This window comes from Nocardioides sp. NPDC127503 (assembly GCF_040302165.1).
Taxonomy (GTDB): Bacteria; Actinomycetota; Actinomycetes; order Propionibacteriales; family Nocardioidaceae; genus Nocardioides.
Genome location: NZ_JBEORH010000001.1, coordinates 513,732 through 533,510, shown reverse-complemented (window position 1 = coordinate 533,510; position 19,779 = coordinate 513,732). Strand labels below are relative to the sequence as shown.

Sequence of the window (19,779 nt, the reverse complement as noted above, 5' to 3'; positions counted from 1 at the left end):
TCACGAGGCCGGGACCTCGTCGAGGCCGACCTCCAGCTTCGGGAACGAGTGACCCTCGGCATCCTTGAGCACCGTGTACTGCACGTCGACGTGCGGCTCGATGGCGCTGTGCTTGTCGTTGGGGGCGCCGATGATGAGCTGGAAGCCGAGGCCTCGCCAGGCTCCGATGGCGCGGCCGGTGAAGCGGGCGTCCGCCTTGATCAGCGCCTCGTCGAGGAAGACCGGCGCGTAGCGCGGCCGGTCGGCGCCAGCGTCGCCGAGCTGGTAGCGCAGCGCGGCTCCGACGATGAAGGCGACCAGCTCCTGCGACTCGCCGCCGGACTTCTCGCCGATGTGGTCGTAGAGGGCGACGTGCTCACCGGTGTCGGCGGTGACCTTCTCGGCGCTGACCCGGACGTGGTTGCGTACGTCGATCAGGTCGGCGAAGTCCGGTGCCGTGCGGCGCATCCGGTCGATGAGCCGCGACATCCGGGTGTAGGCCTGCTCCCGGGTCTCGTTGGACGACGCCTTTTCGATCAGGTCGCGCACGGCGCGGAGCTCCTTGCGGAAGCGGCCGCGTACCGCCGACTGGCCCTCCTGGGTGTCGATCCGCAGCCGGTGGCCGTCGTCGTTGAACGGCAGCTCGGCGAGGATCTGGTTGATCGGGTCGATCCGGTCACGGATCTCACGTACGGCCCGGGCCAGGGTCGAGTCGAGGTTGGTCAGGTCGTTGCCCGACAGGTTGAGCAGGGAGTCGCGCCACTCGACCTCGAGCTCGTGCAGGCCGCTGGTCTGCAGCTCGTCGAGGAGGCGGTCGAAGTCGGCGTAGGAGGCGTCGGGGTCGGTGTGGAGGTTCGGGTTGGGCCAGCGCTCGAGAAACGCCTCGAAGGTCTGCCGCAGCTGGACGCGGGCGGCGCCGATCGTCTCCTGCGCGGTGGCACGGTCGGCCTCGAGGCTCTCGCCCGCCCGGGCGAAGACGGCGTCGAGCTCGGCGAGCGCGTCCTCGCGGCGGCCGGCCCCTTCGCCGCCGGCCGCCTTGAAGAGCTGCTCGAGATAGTCGGCCTGAGCCGCGGCGACATCGGTGCCCGAGGCGGCCGCGTCCTCCAGCGCGTCCTTGGCGCGGTCGACCTGCTCGACGACGTCGCTCCAGCGCACGTCGAGCTCCTTGAAGGTGCTCTTGGCAGCGCCGATGCCCTCACGTAGCGAGTCGACCTTGGCGCGAGCCTCCTTCAGCCGCTTCTGCAGGGTGGCGATCTCGGGGTTGTCGGCCGTGACCTCGTCGATCACCGCCGCCCACCGGTCGCACTCGGCTTCGGCCCCCGCGACGTCGATCTGGTCCCAGGTCAGCGCGGAGACCGCTTTGAAGGCCGTACGCCGCAGGTCGAGATCCTTGATGGCCCGCTCGGCCTCTGCGACCGCGACCTCCGCCGTCTCGGCGCCCTTGCGTGCCGTCTCGAGGAGCTCGGTGAGCTCGGCGACGCGACGGGTGTTGGTGAACCCGAGCACGTTGCCGGCCCCGTGACCACCGTGGGCGCCGCGCGTCCCCTGCGAGACCTGGCCGGTGACGGTCAGCGCCATCCGGTGCTGGCCGAGGAGCGCGGGCGTCTGCACGCAGACGTAGCCGTGTCGCTCGGTCAGCCGCTTCTTGAGCCAGCCGGTGAACACGCCGCGGCGGTAGTCCAGGCGCCCCGGAAGAGTGCCCTCGTCCAGACTGTGCACACCGTCCTTCATGCCGGTGTGGACGGCCTCGTAGCGGATCCGGGTGCGCTGGCGTACCGACTCGATCGCCGCCCGGAAGGCGCCGACATGAGCGGCGTCGACGAGCATCGTGGTGGCGAACCCGCCCAGGGCAAGGTTGAACGCCTCGCGCCAGGCCTCGTGCTCGGTGCGCACCTCGACCAGCTCGCCGACGAACGGCATCTCCGCCGGGCTCAGCCCGGCCGCCTCCGCCAGCACCGCACGGGCCGCCCGCAGCGGCTCGGGGATGTTGTTCTTCGTCTTCTCGGCATCGGCGAGCTCGCTCTCGAGCCGACCGACCACGCCGATCGCGTCGGCCTCGGCCGAGCGGGCCGCGGCGTAGGCGTTGAGGGCGGTCGTGCGGGCATCGTCGTCGACGAGCGCCTCCTGCGCGGTCGCCTGGAGGGTCTCGAACTCGTTCCGGGTCGCGGCGACGGCGCCGAGGACGGCGAGCTCTTTGTCGAGCGCCTCGCGGGCGCGGCGTACGTTGTCGACCCGGGTCTCGGCGGACCTGATCTCGCGGGTGGCCTCCTCGAGGCGCCGGCCGCCGGAGGCGGCCACCGTCACCGCGAGACCGTCGCGCTCGGACTCGGCGGCGTCGATCAGCGCCTGCTTCTCGGCCACGGCCTTCTCAGCGGCGCTCTTGCGGGAGCTGAGGCCCGACTCCAGCTCGCTGAGCAGGTCGACCCGCTTGCCGGCGCGCCAGAGTCCGGCGGGGGTCGTCTCGTCACCGAAGGCGCCGATCCCGTCGATCACCTCCAGCCTGGCGGCGGCGTCCTCGATCGCCGCCCGGTGCTCGCGGATCGGCGTCAGCGCACGCACCTGCTGCTGCGCGGTGACCATCCGGTCGCGGGTCGCGGAGAGCTCGTCGAAGTGGGCGACGACGCCGTCGGCGGTCGCGAGGGTCTCGGGCTCCTCGAGCACCATCTTCTTGTAGAGGTCGTCGACCGTGGTGATCTGCTGCCCCGCCTGGATCCGGCCGAGCAGGTTCACCGCTTTCTCACCGTCGCCGGCGGCACCGATCCCGAGGGCGGAGTGGATCCGCGCGGTGAAGTCGCGGTCGGTGTCGATCGGGGTCAGCCCGACCTCGGACACCGCGGTGCGCGTGAACCGGTGGGCGGCGACCGGCTCCAGATCGCGTACGTCGAAGCCCGCCTCGGCCACGGCACGGAGCTTGGTCACGTCGTCGAGGTTCTTGGCGGACGCGGGAACGTACCAGGCACGCACCGCGGTGAAGCGGGCCCCGGTCTGGTCCTCCCAGGTCATCGCGATCGCCGACCAGGTGTCGCGGCCGTCGCCGCGCAGGACCCTGATCTTGGTGCCCTCCGCTGTCTTCGCCTCGTCGATCTTGCCGCGCGCGTAGGAGAGGATGTTGCGCTGGTCCTGGCCGCGCGGACGGCCCACGACGCCACCGTTGGAGGCACCGTTGAAGGGCGTCGTGTGGGGCATGATCAGCGCGATGTAGGCGTCCATCAACGTCGACTTGCCCGACCCAGAGCCTCCGGTGAGCAACGTCGCGCTCGGCGAGAACCGCACTCGATGTGCGCCGTCGTAGCCGCCCCAGTTGACCAGCTGCAGCTCGCTCGCGACCCATTGCCGCCCGTTCGAGCGGGCGGGAATGAGACCGAAGAGACTGTCGATCATGCTCATTCTTCGATCTCCTCCGCGTCGTCGCTGGCGCGAGGGTCTGAACGGAGTGGCCCTCGACCAGCGGATTCCCTCAACCACGCCTTGAGCTCGGAGAGCTTCTCGACGCTCAGCACGATCTCGACGAGCGGCGTGATCCGGAAGCGGCCCTCGGACTCCTCCTCGATCAGGCCCTCGCGAGCGAGTCGCTCGACGGCCCGCCTGATCTCGCGCCGGGCGGAGGCGTCACCGCCTGCCAGGTCGAAGTAGGTGAGCACGGTCTGCTCGAGCTCGTCGACATCCACCCGCGCGGACTTCTCCCCCGCGCCACGCTCGCGCTGGAAGACGGTGCGCAGGTGGACCAGGACGAGCGTCTCGGCACGCGTGTAGGCATCGTCCTTGAGAAGGACCGGCACGTCGAGCTCCTCCGAGCGCACCTGCCGCTTGTAGGCGATGCCGCGGTCGTGGTCGACGACGAGCCGGATGAAGAGGTCGTGGAGCCGCGACTCGATCACGGCCTGGTGGTCGAGCAACGTACGCCACTGGCGCGGGCTCTTCTCGGCCGTGATGAACCGGCGACGGAGCAGCTGGACCAGCACCCGGCGGATGTCGGCGTCGAGGACGCCGCGGTCGCCGACGAAGAGCTCGGTCGGGTCGTCCTCCATCGAGACGGGCTCGATGAAACCGTCCGGCTCGCTGCCGTAGGCCACGGTTCCAGCCGGGATCTCAGCCTCAACCTCGACCTGAGGGTTAGCCTCAGCCTCGGCCGGTGTCACCGTCTCACTCAACGCCCATCCCCTTTGCCATCCGCCGTCATCTTCACTCCGCCGAACGCGAAACGCCGCCGCACCCCGTCGGCACGGACCGCCTCGATCGTGGAGATCTCCCCCGTCTCGGCCATCCCACGGCGATGCGCGATCTCGAGCAGCCCGAGCAGGTCGACCGGGCGCCGGATCTCCTCCGGCGCGGCCGCGAAGACCTCGGCCAGGTCGACCGGCTCCTCGGCTCCGTGGGCAGCCACATACGCGTCCAGGTGGGCCTCGATCGCCCGGTAGCCCGGTCCACCCCAAGCCTTGGTGTCCTCGACCGCGCTCTCCACGTCGCCCCAGTCGGCCAGCGGCGCCGGCGGCTCGGGCGGTCGCAGCTCGCTGACCGACTGGCGCAGATGACCGAGGTCGGCGACAGGCAGCCGGCGCAGCGGCTCGACGGACTCGGCCGGACGCGAGGACGGCATCCACGCCTGGAAGCCGACCATCACATCGCGCAGCAGGTCGTCGACCTGCCGGTCGCGGGCCGGGTCGTGCGTACGCACCTGGGTGATGATCACGTGGGACGCCGTCTGCTGGGCGGCCAGCACCTCGGCGACGCCCGTCTCGATCCGGCGCCCGACCGCGGCCAGCTCGGCCCGCTCGGGCGGACCCATCTCCCGGGTGAACCGGTGTCGCAGCACGGTTCGCAGATTGGTGGCCAGGTCGTCGAGGCGGCGCGGGTCGCCGATCATCCGCAGCGCACCGGCGAATGCCTTGCCCTCCGGCGTGGAAGCCATCACGTCCTTGCCGCGCTGCAGGTACTCGCGCAGGACCTCGCCGGCCGGACGTACGTCCTGACGCAGGTCGGTCACCACGTCACGCTGCATCGCCCGGATCGACTCGACCACCCGCGCGAAGTCAGCGGGGAGCTCACGGGTCAGGTGAAGGATGTTCTCGGCCTGCTCCAGCAGGGTGTCGTCATCGACGGTGTCGACGACGCCGGTGCGGTCCAGGCGGGCGATCTCGGCGCGCCGCTCGGCGATCTCCTCGGTCAGCCGCGCCACCCGGGTCAGCACGTCGGGGTCGGCGTCAAGGGCGAGCCGCTCGACCGCCTCCAACAGCGTCCTGACCCGCGACTCCGAGACCCGCGCCCGCGACCCGCTCGCCCGTCCGGCGATCTCCAGGGCACCCACGGCATGCGCGGAGAGCCGGTAGACCTCGTCCTCGCCCTCGATCTGGCGCAGCAACCACCCGGCGCGCACCCACTGGCGGCATAGCTCGCGGGCCGTTCCGACCGGCAGCATCACCTCGCCGCCCTCGCCCTCGGCGTGGCCGGTGGCCCGGAGCCGGTCCAGCATGTCGCCGATCTCGGCGTGCGCGTCCACGACGGGCACGGCGGCCCGCTCGGAGGTGAAGGTCACCGAGAGCACCGCCACCACGAACGGCGCGAACCGGCCGTGCAGGAGGTCGAGCATCGGGTTCTTGAAGGCGGCCAGAGCCCCGGCGTACGCCGCCTCGACGCGAGTGTCACTCATCGGCAGATACCGTACGTGGCAGCACCGACAACACCACAACCTTCAGCACACGCGCGGACGCGCCGAGAATTCGGTTGCCGCCTACCGCATAGTTATCCCATGCGGGTTCGTCGTTTTCCTGTCGTAGCGGCCGTGGTGGCCCTGATCGCACTCTCCGGCTGCGCCGGGAACTCAGAGAGCCCGGAGTCCGCCGCGAACGGCGAGTCGGCCAGCGCCTCGCCGTCGGCGAAGCCCCTCACCGCCAAGATCTCCCCCGCCGACGGGGCCAAGGACGTGCCGGTCGACAGCACCGTGACGGTGACCGCGACCTCGGGCGAGTTCACGAGCGTGAAGGTCGCCAAGCCCGACGGACGCACCGTGCCCGGCTCGCTCTCCGAGGACAAGACGACGTGGACGGCCAACGACCTGCTCGACCCGGCGCTGCGCTACACCGTCACCGCTACCGGTGAGACCGGCAAGGTCACCAGCAGCTTCACCACCCGCTCGCTCTCCCTGGCCCAGCAGACCTTCGCCACGATCGTCCCCGTCGACAAGTCCGAGGTCGGCGTCGGGATGCCGGTCGCGGTCTACTTCGACGTGCCCGTCAAGGACCACGCCTCCTTCGAGAAGCGCATGCACGTCACCTCCACTCCGGCCCAGACCGGGTCCTGGTACTGGGTCTCCGACAAGGAGGCTCGCTACCGCCCGCAGGCGTACTGGAAGCCCGGCACGACCATCAAGGTCGACCTCGACATCAACGGCGCCTCCGCCGGCGGGGACGTCTACGGCCAGCACAGCCGCACCGCGACCTACAAGGTCGGCGACGCGCACGTCTTCAAGGTCAACGCGCGTACGCACCAGATGAAGGTCTTCAGCAACGGCAAGCTCCTGCGTACGATCCCGATCACCACCGGCAAGCCCGGCTTCACCACGCGCTCGGGAATCAAGGTCATCTCCGAGAAGCACCGCGTCAAGGAGATGCGCTCGGAGACGATCGGCATCTCCGACCAGAGCTCGAGCGACTACTACTCCCTCGACGACGTCGAGTACGCCATGCGGATCAGCAACTCCGGCGAGTTCATCCACGCCGCGCCGTGGTCGACCGGGTCCCAGGGCTATGCCAACGTCTCCCACGGCTGCACCGGCCTCTCCACCGCCAACGCCGCCTGGCTCTACGGCCTGGCCCGCATCGGCGACGTCGTCGAGACCACCGGCACCGACCGGAAGATGGAGTGGGACAACGGCTTCGGCGACTGGAACCTTTCCTGGGCCGAATACCAGAAGGGCTCCGCGCTCTAGACCGCGGCGACCAGCCCCGCGCGGCAGCCGAGCATCATCTGCCGGTGGTTCCAGGTCAGCACCGGCCGCAGCAACGACGAGGCCAGACCGAGCAGGCCATCCACGACGACCTCCTGCTCGAACACCATCCGGCTTCCACCCGGCGCCGGCGTCAACGTCCACCGCGCGAATCCGTCCAGGTCGCCACCGAGGCCGACCTCCAGCGTCGGCAGATTGCGGCTGACCGCGTGCAGCACGATCTCCAGGTCGTACGGCAACGCCGAGCGGCACACCAGCAGGGCATCGTCCTCCCCCAGCTTCGCCACCGCCCGCACCTGCGGCCACCACTCGGGATAGCGCTCCAGGTCGACCAGTACGTCTCGCACCGCCTCGGTCGACATCGGCAGGTCCCAGGTCTCGGCGAACGCATAGCGGGCGGGCACATTCACCAGTGTGCCAACACCTCCCGAAGTCCGTTCGAGCTCGGTCACCCGACCGCGGTGCGCGACTGCGCTCTGCCGGAGGCAGCGAGACTGATCAGCGCTACCGCCCCGAGCACCATCACCGCAGGCGTGATGTACCCCGGGACGACCGGAATCTCGACGCTCGTGCCGTCGGTGAGCTCGCAGCTGAACCCGGGCGGGATGACGTCGAGGTCGTACCCCGAAACCTGCAGGGCACGTGCCTTGTCGAGGTGATCGCGGCACGGCGGCGGTGGCGACGAGCTCGTGCCTCCGTCCGCCGCGTCCATCCAAGTTCCGGCAACATGCACCAGGCCCCAGGCGTACGTACCCAGCGCAAGGCCGCCTGCCAGGAGGCCGAGAGCACGCAACGCTGCGCCCGGCACCTTCCAAGTCGCTGGCGTCGCCACATCCACGACGCCCCGCAGAATCATCACGACGATGGTGAGCAGCCCGACCAGAGCCAGGAGCACGATCACGGGAACTATCCACACGAGCCCGGACGATAGCCGCGCACAGCATTAGGCGCACCGGCATTGGTCGATACGGGTCGCCGGCGGGTCACCCCAGGATCTTCGCGACCGCCTCACGACCCTGATGCGGCGAGAGCGCACCGAGCGCAGCCTCGGCGGCTTCGTCGCACAGTCGGGCAGTCACGGACTCGAGCCGGGCGCCGACGGCCGCCACGGCTGCGGGTGCCATCGACAGCGAGGTGACGCCCAGCCCGACGAGCACGGGGGCGAGCAGCGGGTCGGCGGCGGCCTCGCCGCAGATCCCGACGGGCTTGCCGGCCGTACGCCCCGCCTCGGCGGTGATCGCGATGAGCTGCAGCACGGCCGACTGCCAGGGGTCGGTCAGGTGGGCGAGGTCGGTGGCGAGCCGGTCGGCGGCCATGGCGTACTGGGTCAGGTCGTTGGTGCCGATGGAGAGGAAGTCGACGACCTCGAGCATCCGGTGGGCCATCAGCGCCGCCGCCGGGACCTCGACCATGACGCCAGGCTTGAGGCCGCGGGCGCGGACCAGGGCAGCGAAGTCGGCGGCCTCCTGGACGGTGGCGACCATCGGCGCCATCACCCAGGTGTCCGCGCCGGTGCGCTCGGCGGCGATCGCGATGGCGTCGAGCTGACGCTCGAGCAGGCCGGGGTTGTCGGCGGCGAGCCGCAGGCCGCGTACGCCCAGGGCCGGGTTCTCCTCGCCCTCATGGGTCGCGAAGGCGATGGGCTTGTCCGAGCCTGCGTCCAGGGTGCGTACGACGACGTGGCCGCGGCCGGCGAAGGGCGCGAGCACCTCGGCGTAGACGTCGGCCTGCTCGGCCACGGTGGGCTCCTCACGGCGGTCGAGGAAGCTGAGCTCGGTGCGGAAGAGGCCCACGCCCTCGACCTGGCCGGCGGCCGCGTCACGTGCCGAGGAGCCGTCGGCGACGTTCGCGAGCAGGGCCACGGGGTGGCCGTCGGCGGTGCGGCCGGGGCCGGTCCAGGCGGCGACCGCCTGGCGCCGGGCGAGGTCGGCCTCGGCGCGGGTGGCGGCGTCCGGGCCCGGCTCCAGGTCGACGATCCCGGCCTGGCCGTCGACCAGCACAGGGGTGCCCGAGACGATGCCGGTCGCGCCGGCCACGCCGACCAGGCAAGGGATGCCGAGCTGGCGGGCGATGATCGCGGTGTGGCTGGTGGGGCCGCCCCGCTCGGTGACCAGCGCGACCACGCGGGCCGGGTCGAGCGCAGCGGTGTCGGAGGGTGCCAGGTCGGCGGCGACCAGCACGCACCGCCCCTCGGGCACGTCCACGCCCGGCTCGGGCTCGCCGGCGAGGTGGGCGAGGACCCGGCGCTCGATGTCGCGCAGGTCGGTGACCCGCTCGGCCATCAGGCCACCCATCCCGCTGAACAGCGTGGCGAACTGCTCCACCGCCGCCGCGACGGAGGCGACCAGTCCCTCCCCCGCCCGCACGTGCTTCTCTACGGCGACCCGCAGGCCCTTGTCCCGGGCCAGGCCGGCGCTCGCGCTCAGGACGGAGGCGGCTGCGCCGGAGGCCTTCTCGGCCCGGCGGGCGTATCCGTCGGCGACGGCGGTGGCGGCAGCCTCGTAGGCCGCGAGGGCGTCCTCGGGCTGGTCGAAGCCGCGCCGTTCGAAGGCCTCGAGCGCGGCGGGATCGACCTCGGTCCGCACCACGTGGACGGGCGCCAGCACGATCCCCGGGACCACCGGAGTGCCGGAGAGGACAGATGAGTGAGACGTGACCATGACCACAAATATCTGCCCTAACCCCTTGACGAGTCAACACATTCGGGCATAAAACAACATATGTGGGCATTCACAAGCCCGAAACCCACTCGAAACCACACCGATCATGAAGGAGGCCGCGATGTACGCCGAGGAGCGACAGATCGCGACGGCCCGTCTCGTCGCCGAGCGCGGGCGGATATCCGTGGCCGACATCGCCGAGCGGTTCGAGGTCACCACCGAGACCGTGCGCCGAGACCTCTCGACGCTGGAGCGACGGGGCCTGGTCCGCCGTGTCCACGGTGGCGCGGTGCCCGTGGAGGCCATGGCCGTGCTCGAGTCAGCGCTCGGCGAGCGGGAGCAGACCTTCACCGCGCAGAAGGACCGCATCGCCCGGGCCGCGCTCGCGCTCCTCCCCACCGCAGGCGGCACCATCGCGATCGACGCTGGCACGACCACCAGCCGGTTCGCACACGCCCTGCCGCGCGACCACCAGCTCACCGTGGTGACCCACGCGGTCCCCGTCGCCGCCATGCTGGCCGGCAGCGCACAGATCGAGCTCCACCTGCTGCCCGGTCGCGTCCGGCCGGCCACCCAGGCCGCGGTCGGCGCCGAGACGGTCGACGCGCTGAGCCGTCTGCGGGTCGACGTCACCTTCGTCGCGACCAACGGGCTGACTCTGGCCCACGGCCTCTCCACCCCCGACCACGAGGAGGCAGCGACCAAGCGCGCGCTGGTCAACGCCGCCCGCCGGGTCGTGTGCCTCACCGACTCCAGCAAGATCGGCGTCGAGACCACGCTCCGCTTCGCCGCGCTGGGCAACGTCGACGTGCTCGTCACCGACAGCGACATCGACGACGACGTCGCCGACGAGCTCCGCGAGAGCGGCCTGGAGGTGCTGATCGCATGATCGTCACGCTGACCGCCAACCCCAGCATCGACCACACCGTGATGCTCACCAGCCCGCTGCGCCGCGGCGAGGTCCTGCGCGCCCACACCACCACCTCGCAGCCCGGCGGCAAGGGCGTGAACATCTCCGGAGCCGCGTACGCCGCAGGGGTTCCCACCCGCGCCGTGCTCCCCTGCCCCGAGCTGGACCCGATGGTCACCGAGCTGCGATCCTCCGGGCTCGACGTGGTCACCGTCGGGCCCGCCGGCCGGCCGCGGATCAACACCACCGTCACCGAGCCCGACGGCACCACCACCAAGCTCAACGGCCCGGGCGCCACTGCGACCCCGGCGCTGCTCGACGCCCTGGCGGACCGGCTCGTGAAGGAGGCCGAGCAGGCCCGCTGGGTCGTCCTCGCCGGATCGCTGCCGCCCGAGGCGCCGTCCGGTTGGTACGCCGAGGTCGTGAACGCTCTGCGGTCCACCGGCACCCGCATCGCCGTCGACACCAGCGAGGCACCCCTCGAGGCGCTCGCCGCCGCGCTCCCGGCCGGCGCACCCGACCTGCTCAAACCCAACGCCGAGGAGCTGGCCTCCATCACCGGATCCGACTCCCTCGACGATCCGGCCGCCGCAGCGGCGGCAGCCCGGACCCTGGTCGACCGCGGGGTCACCGCCGTGCTCGCGACCCTCGGAGGCAACGGCGCCGTCCTCGTCTCCGCGGAAGGTACGTGGCACGCCACCCCGCCACCCACCGAGGTCGTCAGCACGGTCGGCGCCGGGGACAGCTCGCTGTTCGGCTATCTCCTCGCCGACCTGCGCGGACTCTCCGCCCCTGAACGTCTCGGGCTCGCCGTCGCGTACGGCAGTGCAGCCGCCGGCCTCCCCGGCACCACCCTCCCCACCCCACCCCAGGTACGTGCCGACCTCGTGTCCGTACGCGACCTCGACCCCATCACCGGAGGACTCTGATGTCCGCACTCATCGCCCCCGAGCTCGTCGCGCTCGACGCCGATCTCGGCCCCGACAAGCACGACGTCATCCGTGCCCTGGCCCAGCGCGTGGCCGACTCCGGCCGGGCCACCGACCTCGACGCGCTCGTCGCTGACGCGCTGGCTCGCGAGGAGGTCTCCGCCACCGGCCTCCCCGGCGGCCTGGCGATCCCCCACTGCCGTACGTCCGGGGTCGATGAGCCCGTGGTGGCCTTCGCCCGGCTCTCGCCTCCGGTCGACTTCGGCGGCAAGGACGGACCGGCCGACCTCGCCTTCCTGATCGGGGCACCGGCGGGCGGAGACGCGACCCATCTGACCATCCTGACCAAGCTGGCCCGTGCGCTTGCCCGTCCCGAGTTCGGGCAGACCCTGCGCGAGACCGACTCCGCCGAGCAGGCTGCCCAGACCATTCTCGAGGCGGTCGGCGACGTGCCGGCCCCGGCCCAGAGCGCGACGCCCGAGCCCGCCCCGGCCCCGGCGGAGAAGCGGACCCTGGTCGCGGTCACCGCCTGCCCGACCGGCATCGCCCACACCTACATGGCGGCCGAGGCCCTCGAGGCCGCGGCCGCACGGGCCGGCGTGGAGATCGCGGTCGAGACCCAGGGCTCGGCCGGTGCGACGCCGCTGCCAGCCGAGACGATCGCCCGGGCCGACGCCGCCATCTTCGCCGTCGACGTCGGGGTCCGCGACCGGAGCCGCTTCGCCGGCAAGCCGCTGGTCTCCTCCGGCGTGAAGCGGCCGATCGACGACGCCGACGCGATGATCGCCGAGGCGCTCGCCGCCGCAGCGGACCCGAGCGCCGCCCGCGTCGAGTCCGGCAGGGGCGACTCGTCCGAGTCCGCCGGCACCGCCTCGGAGAGCTGGGGCGGACGTACCCGCCGGATCCTGATGACCGGCGTCTCCTACATGATCCCGTTCGTCGCCGCCGGTGGCCTGCTGATCGCGCTGAGCTTCCTGCTCGGAGGCTACGACATCACCGACGTCTACGGCGCAGTCATGGTCGACAACACCCTGACCAACCTCCCCGACGTACAGGCCCTCGGTCTCGACCACGCCCTCTTCGACAGCGGCCTCGCCGTCTACCTGGGCGCGCTGTTCTTCGTCATCGGCAAGACCGCGTTCATGCTGTTCATCCCGGCGTTGGCGGGCTACATCGCGTACGCCATCGCCGACCGCCCCGGCATCGCCCCGGGCTTCATCATGGGTGCGCTGGCCGCCAACCTGTTCGGAGTGGTCAACGCCGACGGCGTCGCGGCGCCCGCGACCGGGTTCCTCGGCGCGATCGCGGGCGGTGTCCTCGCCGGCGTGATCGCCCACTGGGTCAGTGGCTGGCGCGTCCCGAGCTGGGCGCGTGGGCTGATGCCCGTGCTGGTGATCCCGCTGGTGACCTCGATCCTGGCCGGTCTGGTGATGATCATCGTGCTCGGCAAGCCGATCAACTGGCTGATGCAGCAGCTCACCGACGGCCTCGCCGCCCTAGACGGCACCAGCGCCGTCGCCCTCGGCGCGGTGCTCGGCCTGATGATGGCCTTCGACATGGGCGGCCCGCTCAACAAGGTCGCCTACAGCTTCGCCGCCACCGGCGTCGGTGCCGCCTCGCTCGCCGCCGACTCCCCCGAGCTGCGGATCATGGCCGCGGTCATGCTCGCCGGCATGGTCCCGCCGATCGCGCTGGCGCTGGCCACCGTCGTACGTCCCCAGCTCTTCACCCCCGCAGAGCACGAGAACGGCAAGGCCGGCTGGCTGCTCGGCGCCTCGTTCATCACCGAGGGAGCGATCCCCTTCGCCGCGGGCGACCCGATGCGCGTGATCCCGGCGATCATGGTCGGCAGCGCCGTGACCGGCGGGCTCTCCCAGCTCTTCGACGTCGGCGTACGTGCACCGCACGGCGGCATCTTCGTCCTCTTCGCCGTCACCAACGTGCTCGGCTACCTGATCGCGCTGGCCGCCGGCGTGCTCGTCGGCGCCGGCATGGTGATCGCCCTCAAGTCCGTCGGCCGCGCTCCGGTCCCGGCCGCCGCGACCAGCTGACTCGTCACATACGTCCCGCAACCCATCAACGAAGGAGCATCATGCCCACCCAGACCGTCACCGTCGGCTCCGCCGTCGGCCTGCACGCCCGCCCCGCCGCGATCATCTCCGAGAAGGTCGACGAGCTCGGCGCCGAGATCACCCTCGCCGTCCCCGGTGGCGAGCCGGTCGACGCGGCCTCGTCCCTGCTGATCATGACCCTCGGCGCCGCCAACGGCGACAAGGTCGAGGTCACCGGCCCGGACCAGGCCGCCGTCGACACCATCGCAGCGCTCGTCGCGCAGGATCTCGACGCCTGAGCGAGGCGTTTGCCGTCCCGCGGCACCGATATCGGCGACCGGCCTCCTGCGAGGCGTTGCGGTAGTACGTTGTTGGTGTGGTCGATCCTCCCTGGGACCTTCTGCTGACCGTGGCCTTCCTGCTCACGGGCACCGCGGGGATCTGGATTCTCGTGGTCTGCCCACCCTCGGGCGGGGAGACCGTCCTCCACCTCAACCACGCCGCCATGAGCGCGGCGATGATCCTGATGATCTGGGTGATCGTCTCGGACGTCGCGGTATGGGCGCAGGTCGCGCTCTTCGCGGTGCTGACCCTGGCCCTGCTGCCCGCTCTGCGGGGCGCGAGCGACCGGGCCCGACGTGCCGACGTGGTCGGACATCTCGCCCTCAACGCCGCGATGATCTGGATGCTCGCCGCGATGCCGCTGCTCATGGCTGACGCACATGCGAGCGGCGCCCATCGGCATGCGGGTCACGGCAGCGCGGTGGCGATCGCCCCGGCCGGGCAGCCTCCCGGCTGGGCGATCGCGGTCAACTCTCTGTTCGTCGCGGTCTGCGCGGCCGGGGTGCTCTGGTGGCTGGTGCGTGCGACCGCGGTGCGTACGCACCGGCTGCCCGCCATCGGCCACGGGCTGATGGCGGCCGGGATGGGCACGATGCTCGTCCTGCTCCCCGCGTGAAGTCGTGCCGAAGGATCAGACGCCCGCGAGCGGCCGCCCGCTGTCGCGCCAGCCGAGGACGCCGCCCTCGAGGTTGTAGGCCCGACGACCGGTCGCGGCGGCGCGAGCCGCGAATCGTGCCGACCGGTCCCCCGTCGGGCAGGCGAACACCACCCGGGACGCCTCGGAGAACGGCATCCCCGCCTCCATGACCTGCTCGAGCAGGTCGTCGCGGAGGTTGATCGCCCCGGGGATGTGGCCGGCCTGGAACGCCAGGGCCGTGCGTACGTCCACGACGACCACGTGCTCGCCCGCGGCGGTCCACGCCTCGAGCTCCTCGGGCGCCGCCGACGGTGCTGTCTCGTCCGGAGCGGGGCGGGCCGCGCCGAACAGGTCGGGACGGCGGTGGCGGTAGTAGGAGAGGTACGGCTCCATGCGGTCGCACGCGATCACGACCGCCGTGGTCGGGCCGCCGGGCCCGGACAGCAGCCGCTCCCGAGCGGCGGCGTAGGCGGCCCCGGTCGTGGGGCCGGCGAGCACACCGTGCCGGGTGGCGAGCTCGAGGCTCGCCGTGATCGCGTCGGCCGAGTCGACGGCGGCGATCGCGTCGTAGAAACCGGGTTCGAAGAGCCCCACCTCCCACATCTCCGCCGCCGAGCGGATGCCGGGAATGAAGTCACCCTCCGCCGCGACCACGCCGACCACGGCGGTCTCCGGGTTGCGCTCACGCAGGTACGTCGCGGCCCCTCGGGTGGAGCCGGTGGTGCCGAGCCCGCCCACGAGCAGGTCGACCGGGCCGGCATCGCGGTAGATCTCGCGCCCGGTCTGCTCGTAGTGGGCCCGCAGGTTGTCCTCGTTGGTGTACTGCGAGGTGTGGTGATAGCGGCCGGGCTCACCCGCCATGAGATCGCCGATCACCCCGAACACGTCGTTCGGCGCGGTCGGGTCCGGACACTCCGAGAGGCCGGGCATCTCGGTCACCTCGGCGCCCAGCAGCGACAGCATCTCGCGGACCTCGCTCACCCGGACCCGGTTGGTGAAGGCACGGAACCTGACCCCGTGCATCGAGGCGATGATCTGGAGCGCCTTCGCGGTGTTGCCGCTCGATGCCTCCAGGACGACCTGCTCCTCCTCGACGATCGTGTCGATGTGGTCGCGCAGCAGCCCCCAGGCGACCCGGTCCTTGACCGAGCCGAACGGGTTCGCCGACTCCAGCTTCAGGAAGATCTCGGCCTCGGGCACGCCGTGGGCGGCCGGATCGAGCCGCAGCAGCGGAGTGTCGCCGATCATGTCGAGCACGCTGTCGTATCGCAAGGTCAGCTCCCGTGGTGGTCGTCGGCGACGAAGGCGAACCGTTCGCCGTCCCAGACCGCCGCGACCTTGGGCGGCGGCGGATGCCCGCCGGCGGAGGAGGCCGACAGGTCCATCTGATAGGCGGCGGTGTTGACGAACGCGAGTACGTCGCCGCTGCTCGGTTCGGACTCGAGGAACACCTTGCGGCGGCTGATCAGGTCCGACTCCAGGCACAGCCGGCCGGCGAGGAACACGCCCTCCGCCGGCGGCTCACCACGGCCGTCGACGAGGACCGGGTCCAGCAGGACCTCCTGGTCGGCGGGGGTGATCTGGTTGCGGGACAGGTCGAGCACGACCAGGTCGTGGCCGGCGGCGCGCTTGCGGTAGAGCACCGAGGCCAGAGTGAGGCCGGCGTGGTCGACCAGGGCCTTGCCGGGTTCGATCCATAGCGTGAGCATGCACTCACGCAGGACCTCGGCGACCGGTCGCCGCTCGATCTCGGCGGCGAGGAACCGCTCCAGGACGTCGGTGGCCGGGTGGTGGTTGCCGTACTTGTGCGCGGCGGGAGCCCCTCCAATCGCGCCACCGCGACGGAGCCCGAGGTCGTGACCGGGCCACACAAGCTCCCCCGGAGCCGCGGCGGCGAGCGCCTGCGAGTACCGCTGGAACGGCTCGGGGTCCTCGACGAAGCGCTGGCGGAACCCACCGCCGATGTCGATCACCGACGGCCGCAGGCCCTTCCGGTGCGCAGCGGCCACGACCGTCATCGACTCGGTCAGCGCGTCCACCCGCGCTGCCGGGTCGGCCGTGTCGAGGTGGAACGCGACACCGCGCAGGTCGAGGCCGGGAGCGCGGCGTACGGTCTCGACTGCGGCGTCGGCGTCGGCGAGATCGATGCCGAACCGCGACTGCGGCACCGCCGGCGAGGCGAAGCCGGAGAGCCGCAGCAGAACCGGGACGACGCTGCCCGCCGGCGCCGCAGCGGCAAGCCGGTCGAGCTCCCACAGGTCGTCGGCGTTGACGGTGACCCCCAGCTCGGCGGTCCGCTCGATGAACGCCGGCGACTTCGGACCTGTCGCCTCGATCCGCTCCGGCGCGAACCCGGCGGCCAGGGCCCGGTCGAGCTCGGCCGCAGAGGCGACGTCCGCGCCGATCCCGGCCCCGCACGCCTCGGCGAGGAGCGCCGCCGAGGCGTTCACCTTGTGCGCGTAGAAGATGTCGTACGGCACGCCGTGGCGCCGCAGCACGCCCGCGAGCGCCTTGGCGTTCTCGGCCATGACCTGGGGAAATACCACGTGGAGCGGCGACCCGAACCGTTCGATCGCCTGGCCCACCGCGCCAGCGTCGGAGAGGAAGCGGGCGGCGAGCGGGTGCCGCGCGGCCGGGAGCGGGAAACGTTGGCTCACCCGTCGGCCACCGTGTAGCCGCAGTCGCGCAGGTCGGCGTAGACCCGGTCGCGTTGCCCGGCATCGGTGAACCTGGCCCGGACCCTCTTCCCGTGCAGGTCGACGTCGATCAGCTCGGCCGCCTGGGCGTCGAAGACGGCGGTGATCGTCACCCGGCAGTGCCGGCAGGTCATGTCCGGGACCCCGAACTCCTGCTCCCCCGCGGCGAAACGTACGTCCCTCGCGGCGGACTCGGAGATGTCGGTGATGCGCACCGACTCGACCGCGGACCGGAACGCGCCGGTGAGCGCCTCGGCGACGGCGGCGAGCGGCTGGACGCGTTGCCCGTCGACCTGATGGGCCCGCTGCCCGAGGCAGACGGGCCGCTCCCCTGCCGGCAGCAGGGCGTACTGTCGCGAGATCTGGTCGAGCTCGACGTGGTAGCGCTGGATGGCGGCACGCACGCCCAGGCCCTCCGCGCGGGCGCGGTCCATCACCTCGTGGGCGTCGGCGATGGTGCGGCGCTTCATCTCGGCGAGCAGCGCGACGGTGTCGGCGGTGTAGCGCAGCCGGCCGCCGGACCCCTCCAGGCTCACCGGGATCATGCCCCGGCGGTAGGTGGAGGCCTGCAGCTCCCAGAACCAGGTCGAGGCGACCGTGCCGTAGAGCCCGGAATCCCACATGGCCTCGGCGAACTCGACCGGATCCTCGATCCCGACCTGTCCGGCGAGCATGCCGTGCTGGACGAGCGCGCGGCCGGCGGCCTCGGCGCCGACGCGGAAGATCTCGGCGGGCTCCTGGTCGGTGGTGGTGTCGGCGAGGACGTCGAGCGCGTCGTCGCCGAGCGCGTCCGAGCGCGCCGTGACGGGGTCGGCGGCGGCGATCGTGTCACCGACGGCGATCACTGCTTCCCTAGCGGCGATCGGCAGGATCGGGCCGAGCGGGCCTGGTCCGATGTGGCCGCTGTTCGCGATGCCGCGGGAGTCGCGCCAGGTGATGCGGTGCGTGGCGCTGACGACCTGGTCGGGCCGGCACGGCCGCATGAAGGACTCGAGGTAGCGCCGCTGTCCGGTCGTCAGGGATCCCCCGGGTTCCGGGCTGAGCTCCTCGACGCGGTAGTCCACCGACACCTCGGCCACCACCGGGGCCGGGCCGGCCAGGAAGTCGGCACCCGCGACCTCGGCCAGGATGCGGGCGGCGGCGGCGCGGTCGTACCTGATGCCAACGTTGTGCACGTGTTCAGTCCCTTTCGGCAGCGGCGGCGAGGCCCTGCAGGAGTCGGTCGACGTCGTTCTCGTCGTTGTACAGGTGGAAGCTCACCCGGACCGCGTCCTCCCGCGGCCCGTCCAGACAGTGGTCGCCGGCGCGTACGTACACGCCGCGGCGTTCGAGGGCGAAGGCCACGTCGGCGCCCGCCTGGCCGTCCACGGCGAAGGCGGCGATGCCGCTGTGCGGTCCGGTTTCGACCGGAGGCCCGAGGAGGGTGACGCCTCCGATCCGGGACGCGCCGTCGGCGAACCGGGCGGCGAGGGTGGCGAGGTGGGCGCCGACCCGGTCGAGGCCGATCGCGTCCAGGAACACGGTCGCGCTCGCGAGCGCAGCCGCGCCGGCCCCGTCGAGGCTGCCCTCCTCGGCCGCGTCGGTGAGCGGCGAGACGTGTCGCGCCGGCCCGCTCCGCGCGGCCGACCGGTCCACCGCGATCCGATGATGCTCACCGCGGCGTACGTAGACCGTGCCCGTGCCGGGAGGCCCGAACATCTTGTGGCCCGAGACGACGGCGAGCTCGGCCCGGGACTCGGCCAGGCGCAGGGGCAGCCGGCCGGCGCTCTGGGAGCAGTCGAGGCAGACGGTCGCGGCCGGCGGGATCGCCAGCGCGTCGAGGTCGGTCCGGGTGCCGTGGAGGTTGTGGACGTCGGTGGCAACGACGACTGCGGTGCGGTCGCTCGCGGCCCGGGCGAAGTCGTCGGGGTCGATGCGTCCCAGCCGGTCGCGGCGGTACGCCACCGCCCGGACGCCCTGGTCTCGCATCCGTTCGGCGAGCCGGAGCCATGGCCGCACCGTCGAGAGGTGGTCGCCGGGGCAGTAGAGGATGTCCCCACCGTTCGCGAGCGCACCCGGTCCCCAGCGGTCGGCGAGGAACGCCATGGCGCCGGTGGCGCCGCGGGTGAAGGCGACCTCGTCGGGGAACGAGGCGCCGAGGAACGCGGCGACGGTGGCACGGGACTCCTCGAAGCGGCGCAGCGCGTCCCGGGCCCATGGGTGTCCGCCCCGGCCGGGGTTGGCGGCGGGTCCGCGCAGCTCGGCGGTGAGCTGGGCGATGACCGGTTCGGGACAGGGGGTGCCGGACGCCGCGTCGAGGTAGACGAGATCAGGTTCGGCGGTGAGAGACGGAAACTGCTGACGGGAGCCGAGGCCGGGCACGGACGACTCCTCGGCCGGTCAGGGTTCGCGAGCGATCGTGAATCCGGCCTTGGCGAGCGTGGATCTGACGAGCCTCGGTTCGAGCGGTCCGTCGGCGGTGACGCGGGCGTTCGAGACGGCTCCCGGGTTCAGGTCGATCTGGACGCCCTTCACGCCGTCCAGGCCACCGAGAGCGCTCGTGACGGTCTCTACACAGCGGTGACAGGTCATTCCATCGATGCGCACTTCGAACTGAACCGACATGAAACTGCCCTTCAGTAGGACTTCGCTG

Annotated in this window: 17 protein-coding genes; 6 read left to right on the top strand and 11 right to left on the bottom strand. The window is 71.8% G+C overall.

Annotation, left to right across the window (positions count from 1 at the left end):
- The 3 genes from ABTW65_RS02555 to ABTW65_RS02545 are packed head-to-tail and all read right to left on the bottom strand — an operon-like array spanning position 1 to position 5,626.
- Complete coding sequence (locus tag ABTW65_RS02555) at positions 1–3,366, bottom strand: ATP-binding protein (RefSeq protein WP_350658233.1); 3,366 nt, start codon at positions 3,364–3,366, stop codon at positions 1–3.
- Positions 3,363–4,130: a DUF4194 domain-containing protein gene (locus tag ABTW65_RS02550; protein WP_350658232.1), complete on the bottom strand. Its 768-nt coding sequence runs from the start codon at positions 4,128–4,130 to the stop codon at positions 3,363–3,365. Before ABTW65_RS02550 ends, ABTW65_RS02555 begins: the two co-directional genes overlap by 4 nt.
- Positions 4,127–5,626: a DUF3375 domain-containing protein gene (locus tag ABTW65_RS02545; RefSeq protein WP_350658231.1), complete on the bottom strand. Its 1,500-nt coding sequence runs from the start codon at positions 5,624–5,626 to the stop codon at positions 4,127–4,129. Before ABTW65_RS02545 ends, ABTW65_RS02550 begins: the two co-directional genes overlap by 4 nt.
- Before the next feature lie 99 nt (positions 5,627–5,725).
- Here ABTW65_RS02545 and ABTW65_RS02540 point away from each other — a divergent pair, with 99 nt between their 5' ends.
- Complete coding sequence (locus ABTW65_RS02540; RefSeq protein WP_350658230.1) at positions 5,726–6,904, top strand: L,D-transpeptidase; 1,179 nt, start codon at positions 5,726–5,728, stop codon at positions 6,902–6,904.
- Here ABTW65_RS02540 and ABTW65_RS02535 read toward each other — a convergent pair.
- The 3 genes from ABTW65_RS02535 to ptsP form a co-directional block, all read right to left on the bottom strand.
- Positions 6,901–7,332, bottom strand: a complete 432-nt coding sequence (locus ABTW65_RS02535; protein WP_350658227.1) for an SRPBCC family protein — start codon at positions 7,330–7,332, stop codon at positions 6,901–6,903. The two genes, ABTW65_RS02540 and ABTW65_RS02535, sit on opposite strands and share 4 nt — an antisense overlap.
- A 38-nt stretch (positions 7,333–7,370) precedes the next feature.
- Positions 7,371–7,838 (bottom strand): hypothetical protein, encoded by a 468-nt coding sequence (locus tag ABTW65_RS02530; RefSeq protein ID WP_350658226.1) that lies wholly within the window; start codon positions 7,836–7,838, stop codon positions 7,371–7,373.
- A gap of 67 nt (positions 7,839–7,905) precedes the next feature.
- A complete protein-coding gene (gene ptsP / locus ABTW65_RS02525) occupies positions 7,906–9,582 on the bottom strand; it encodes a phosphoenolpyruvate--protein phosphotransferase (protein WP_350658225.1) in 1,677 nt (558 codons plus the stop codon).
- 106 nt (positions 9,583–9,688) lie between these two features.
- On the opposite strand from ptsP, the gene ABTW65_RS02520 reads away from it, so the two are divergent.
- The 5 genes from ABTW65_RS02520 to ABTW65_RS02500 all read left to right on the top strand — a co-directional run bounded on the left by ABTW65_RS02520 (position 9,689) and on the right by ABTW65_RS02500 (position 14,430).
- Positions 9,689–10,471: a DeoR/GlpR family DNA-binding transcription regulator gene (locus ABTW65_RS02520; RefSeq protein WP_350658224.1), complete on the top strand. Its 783-nt coding sequence runs from the start codon at positions 9,689–9,691 to the stop codon at positions 10,469–10,471.
- Positions 10,468–11,421, top strand: a complete 954-nt coding sequence (locus tag ABTW65_RS02515; protein ID WP_350658223.1) for a 1-phosphofructokinase family hexose kinase — start codon at positions 10,468–10,470, stop codon at positions 11,419–11,421. The genes ABTW65_RS02520 and ABTW65_RS02515 overlap by 4 nt, the downstream gene beginning before the upstream one ends.
- The gene (locus tag ABTW65_RS02510) at positions 11,418–13,472 is read left to right on the top strand and encodes a PTS fructose transporter subunit IIABC (RefSeq protein WP_350658629.1); all 2,055 of its coding nucleotides are present in this window, start codon (positions 11,418–11,420) and stop codon (positions 13,470–13,472) included. The genes ABTW65_RS02515 and ABTW65_RS02510 overlap by 4 nt, the downstream gene beginning before the upstream one ends.
- A 41-nt stretch (positions 13,473–13,513) precedes the next feature.
- Positions 13,514–13,771, top strand: a complete 258-nt coding sequence (locus ABTW65_RS02505; RefSeq protein WP_160023680.1) for an HPr family phosphocarrier protein — start codon at positions 13,514–13,516, stop codon at positions 13,769–13,771.
- Positions 13,772–13,848: 77 nt separating this feature from the next.
- Complete coding sequence (locus tag ABTW65_RS02500) at positions 13,849–14,430, top strand: DUF5134 domain-containing protein (RefSeq protein ID WP_350658222.1); 582 nt, start codon at positions 13,849–13,851, stop codon at positions 14,428–14,430.
- A 15-nt stretch (positions 14,431–14,445) separates the two neighbouring features.
- Here the strand turns inward: ABTW65_RS02500 and ABTW65_RS02495 are convergent, their stop codons facing one another.
- From ABTW65_RS02495 to ABTW65_RS02475, 5 genes are read right to left on the bottom strand one after another with little or no spacing between them, the layout of a single operon-like run.
- Positions 14,446–15,723: a pyridoxal-phosphate dependent enzyme gene (locus ABTW65_RS02495; protein ID WP_350658221.1), complete on the bottom strand. Its 1,278-nt coding sequence runs from the start codon at positions 15,721–15,723 to the stop codon at positions 14,446–14,448.
- Positions 15,724–15,725: 2 nt separating this feature from the next.
- On the bottom strand, positions 15,726–17,108 hold the full coding sequence (locus tag ABTW65_RS02490; protein WP_350658220.1) for an alanine racemase: 1,383 nt from the start codon (positions 17,106–17,108) through the stop codon (positions 15,726–15,728).
- A complete protein-coding gene (locus tag ABTW65_RS02485) occupies positions 17,105–18,322 on the bottom strand; it encodes a heavy-metal-associated domain-containing protein (RefSeq protein ID WP_350658219.1) in 1,218 nt (405 codons plus the stop codon). Before ABTW65_RS02485 ends, ABTW65_RS02490 begins: the two co-directional genes overlap by 4 nt.
- Before the next feature lie 4 nt (positions 18,323–18,326).
- The gene (locus ABTW65_RS02480; RefSeq protein WP_350658217.1) at positions 18,327–19,508 is read right to left on the bottom strand and encodes an aminotransferase class V-fold PLP-dependent enzyme; all 1,182 of its coding nucleotides are present in this window, start codon (positions 19,506–19,508) and stop codon (positions 18,327–18,329) included.
- A gap of 18 nt (positions 19,509–19,526) precedes the next feature.
- Positions 19,527–19,751, bottom strand: a complete 225-nt coding sequence (locus ABTW65_RS02475) for a heavy-metal-associated domain-containing protein (RefSeq protein ID WP_350658216.1) — start codon at positions 19,749–19,751, stop codon at positions 19,527–19,529.
- Positions 19,752–19,779: the final 28 nt, after the last annotated feature.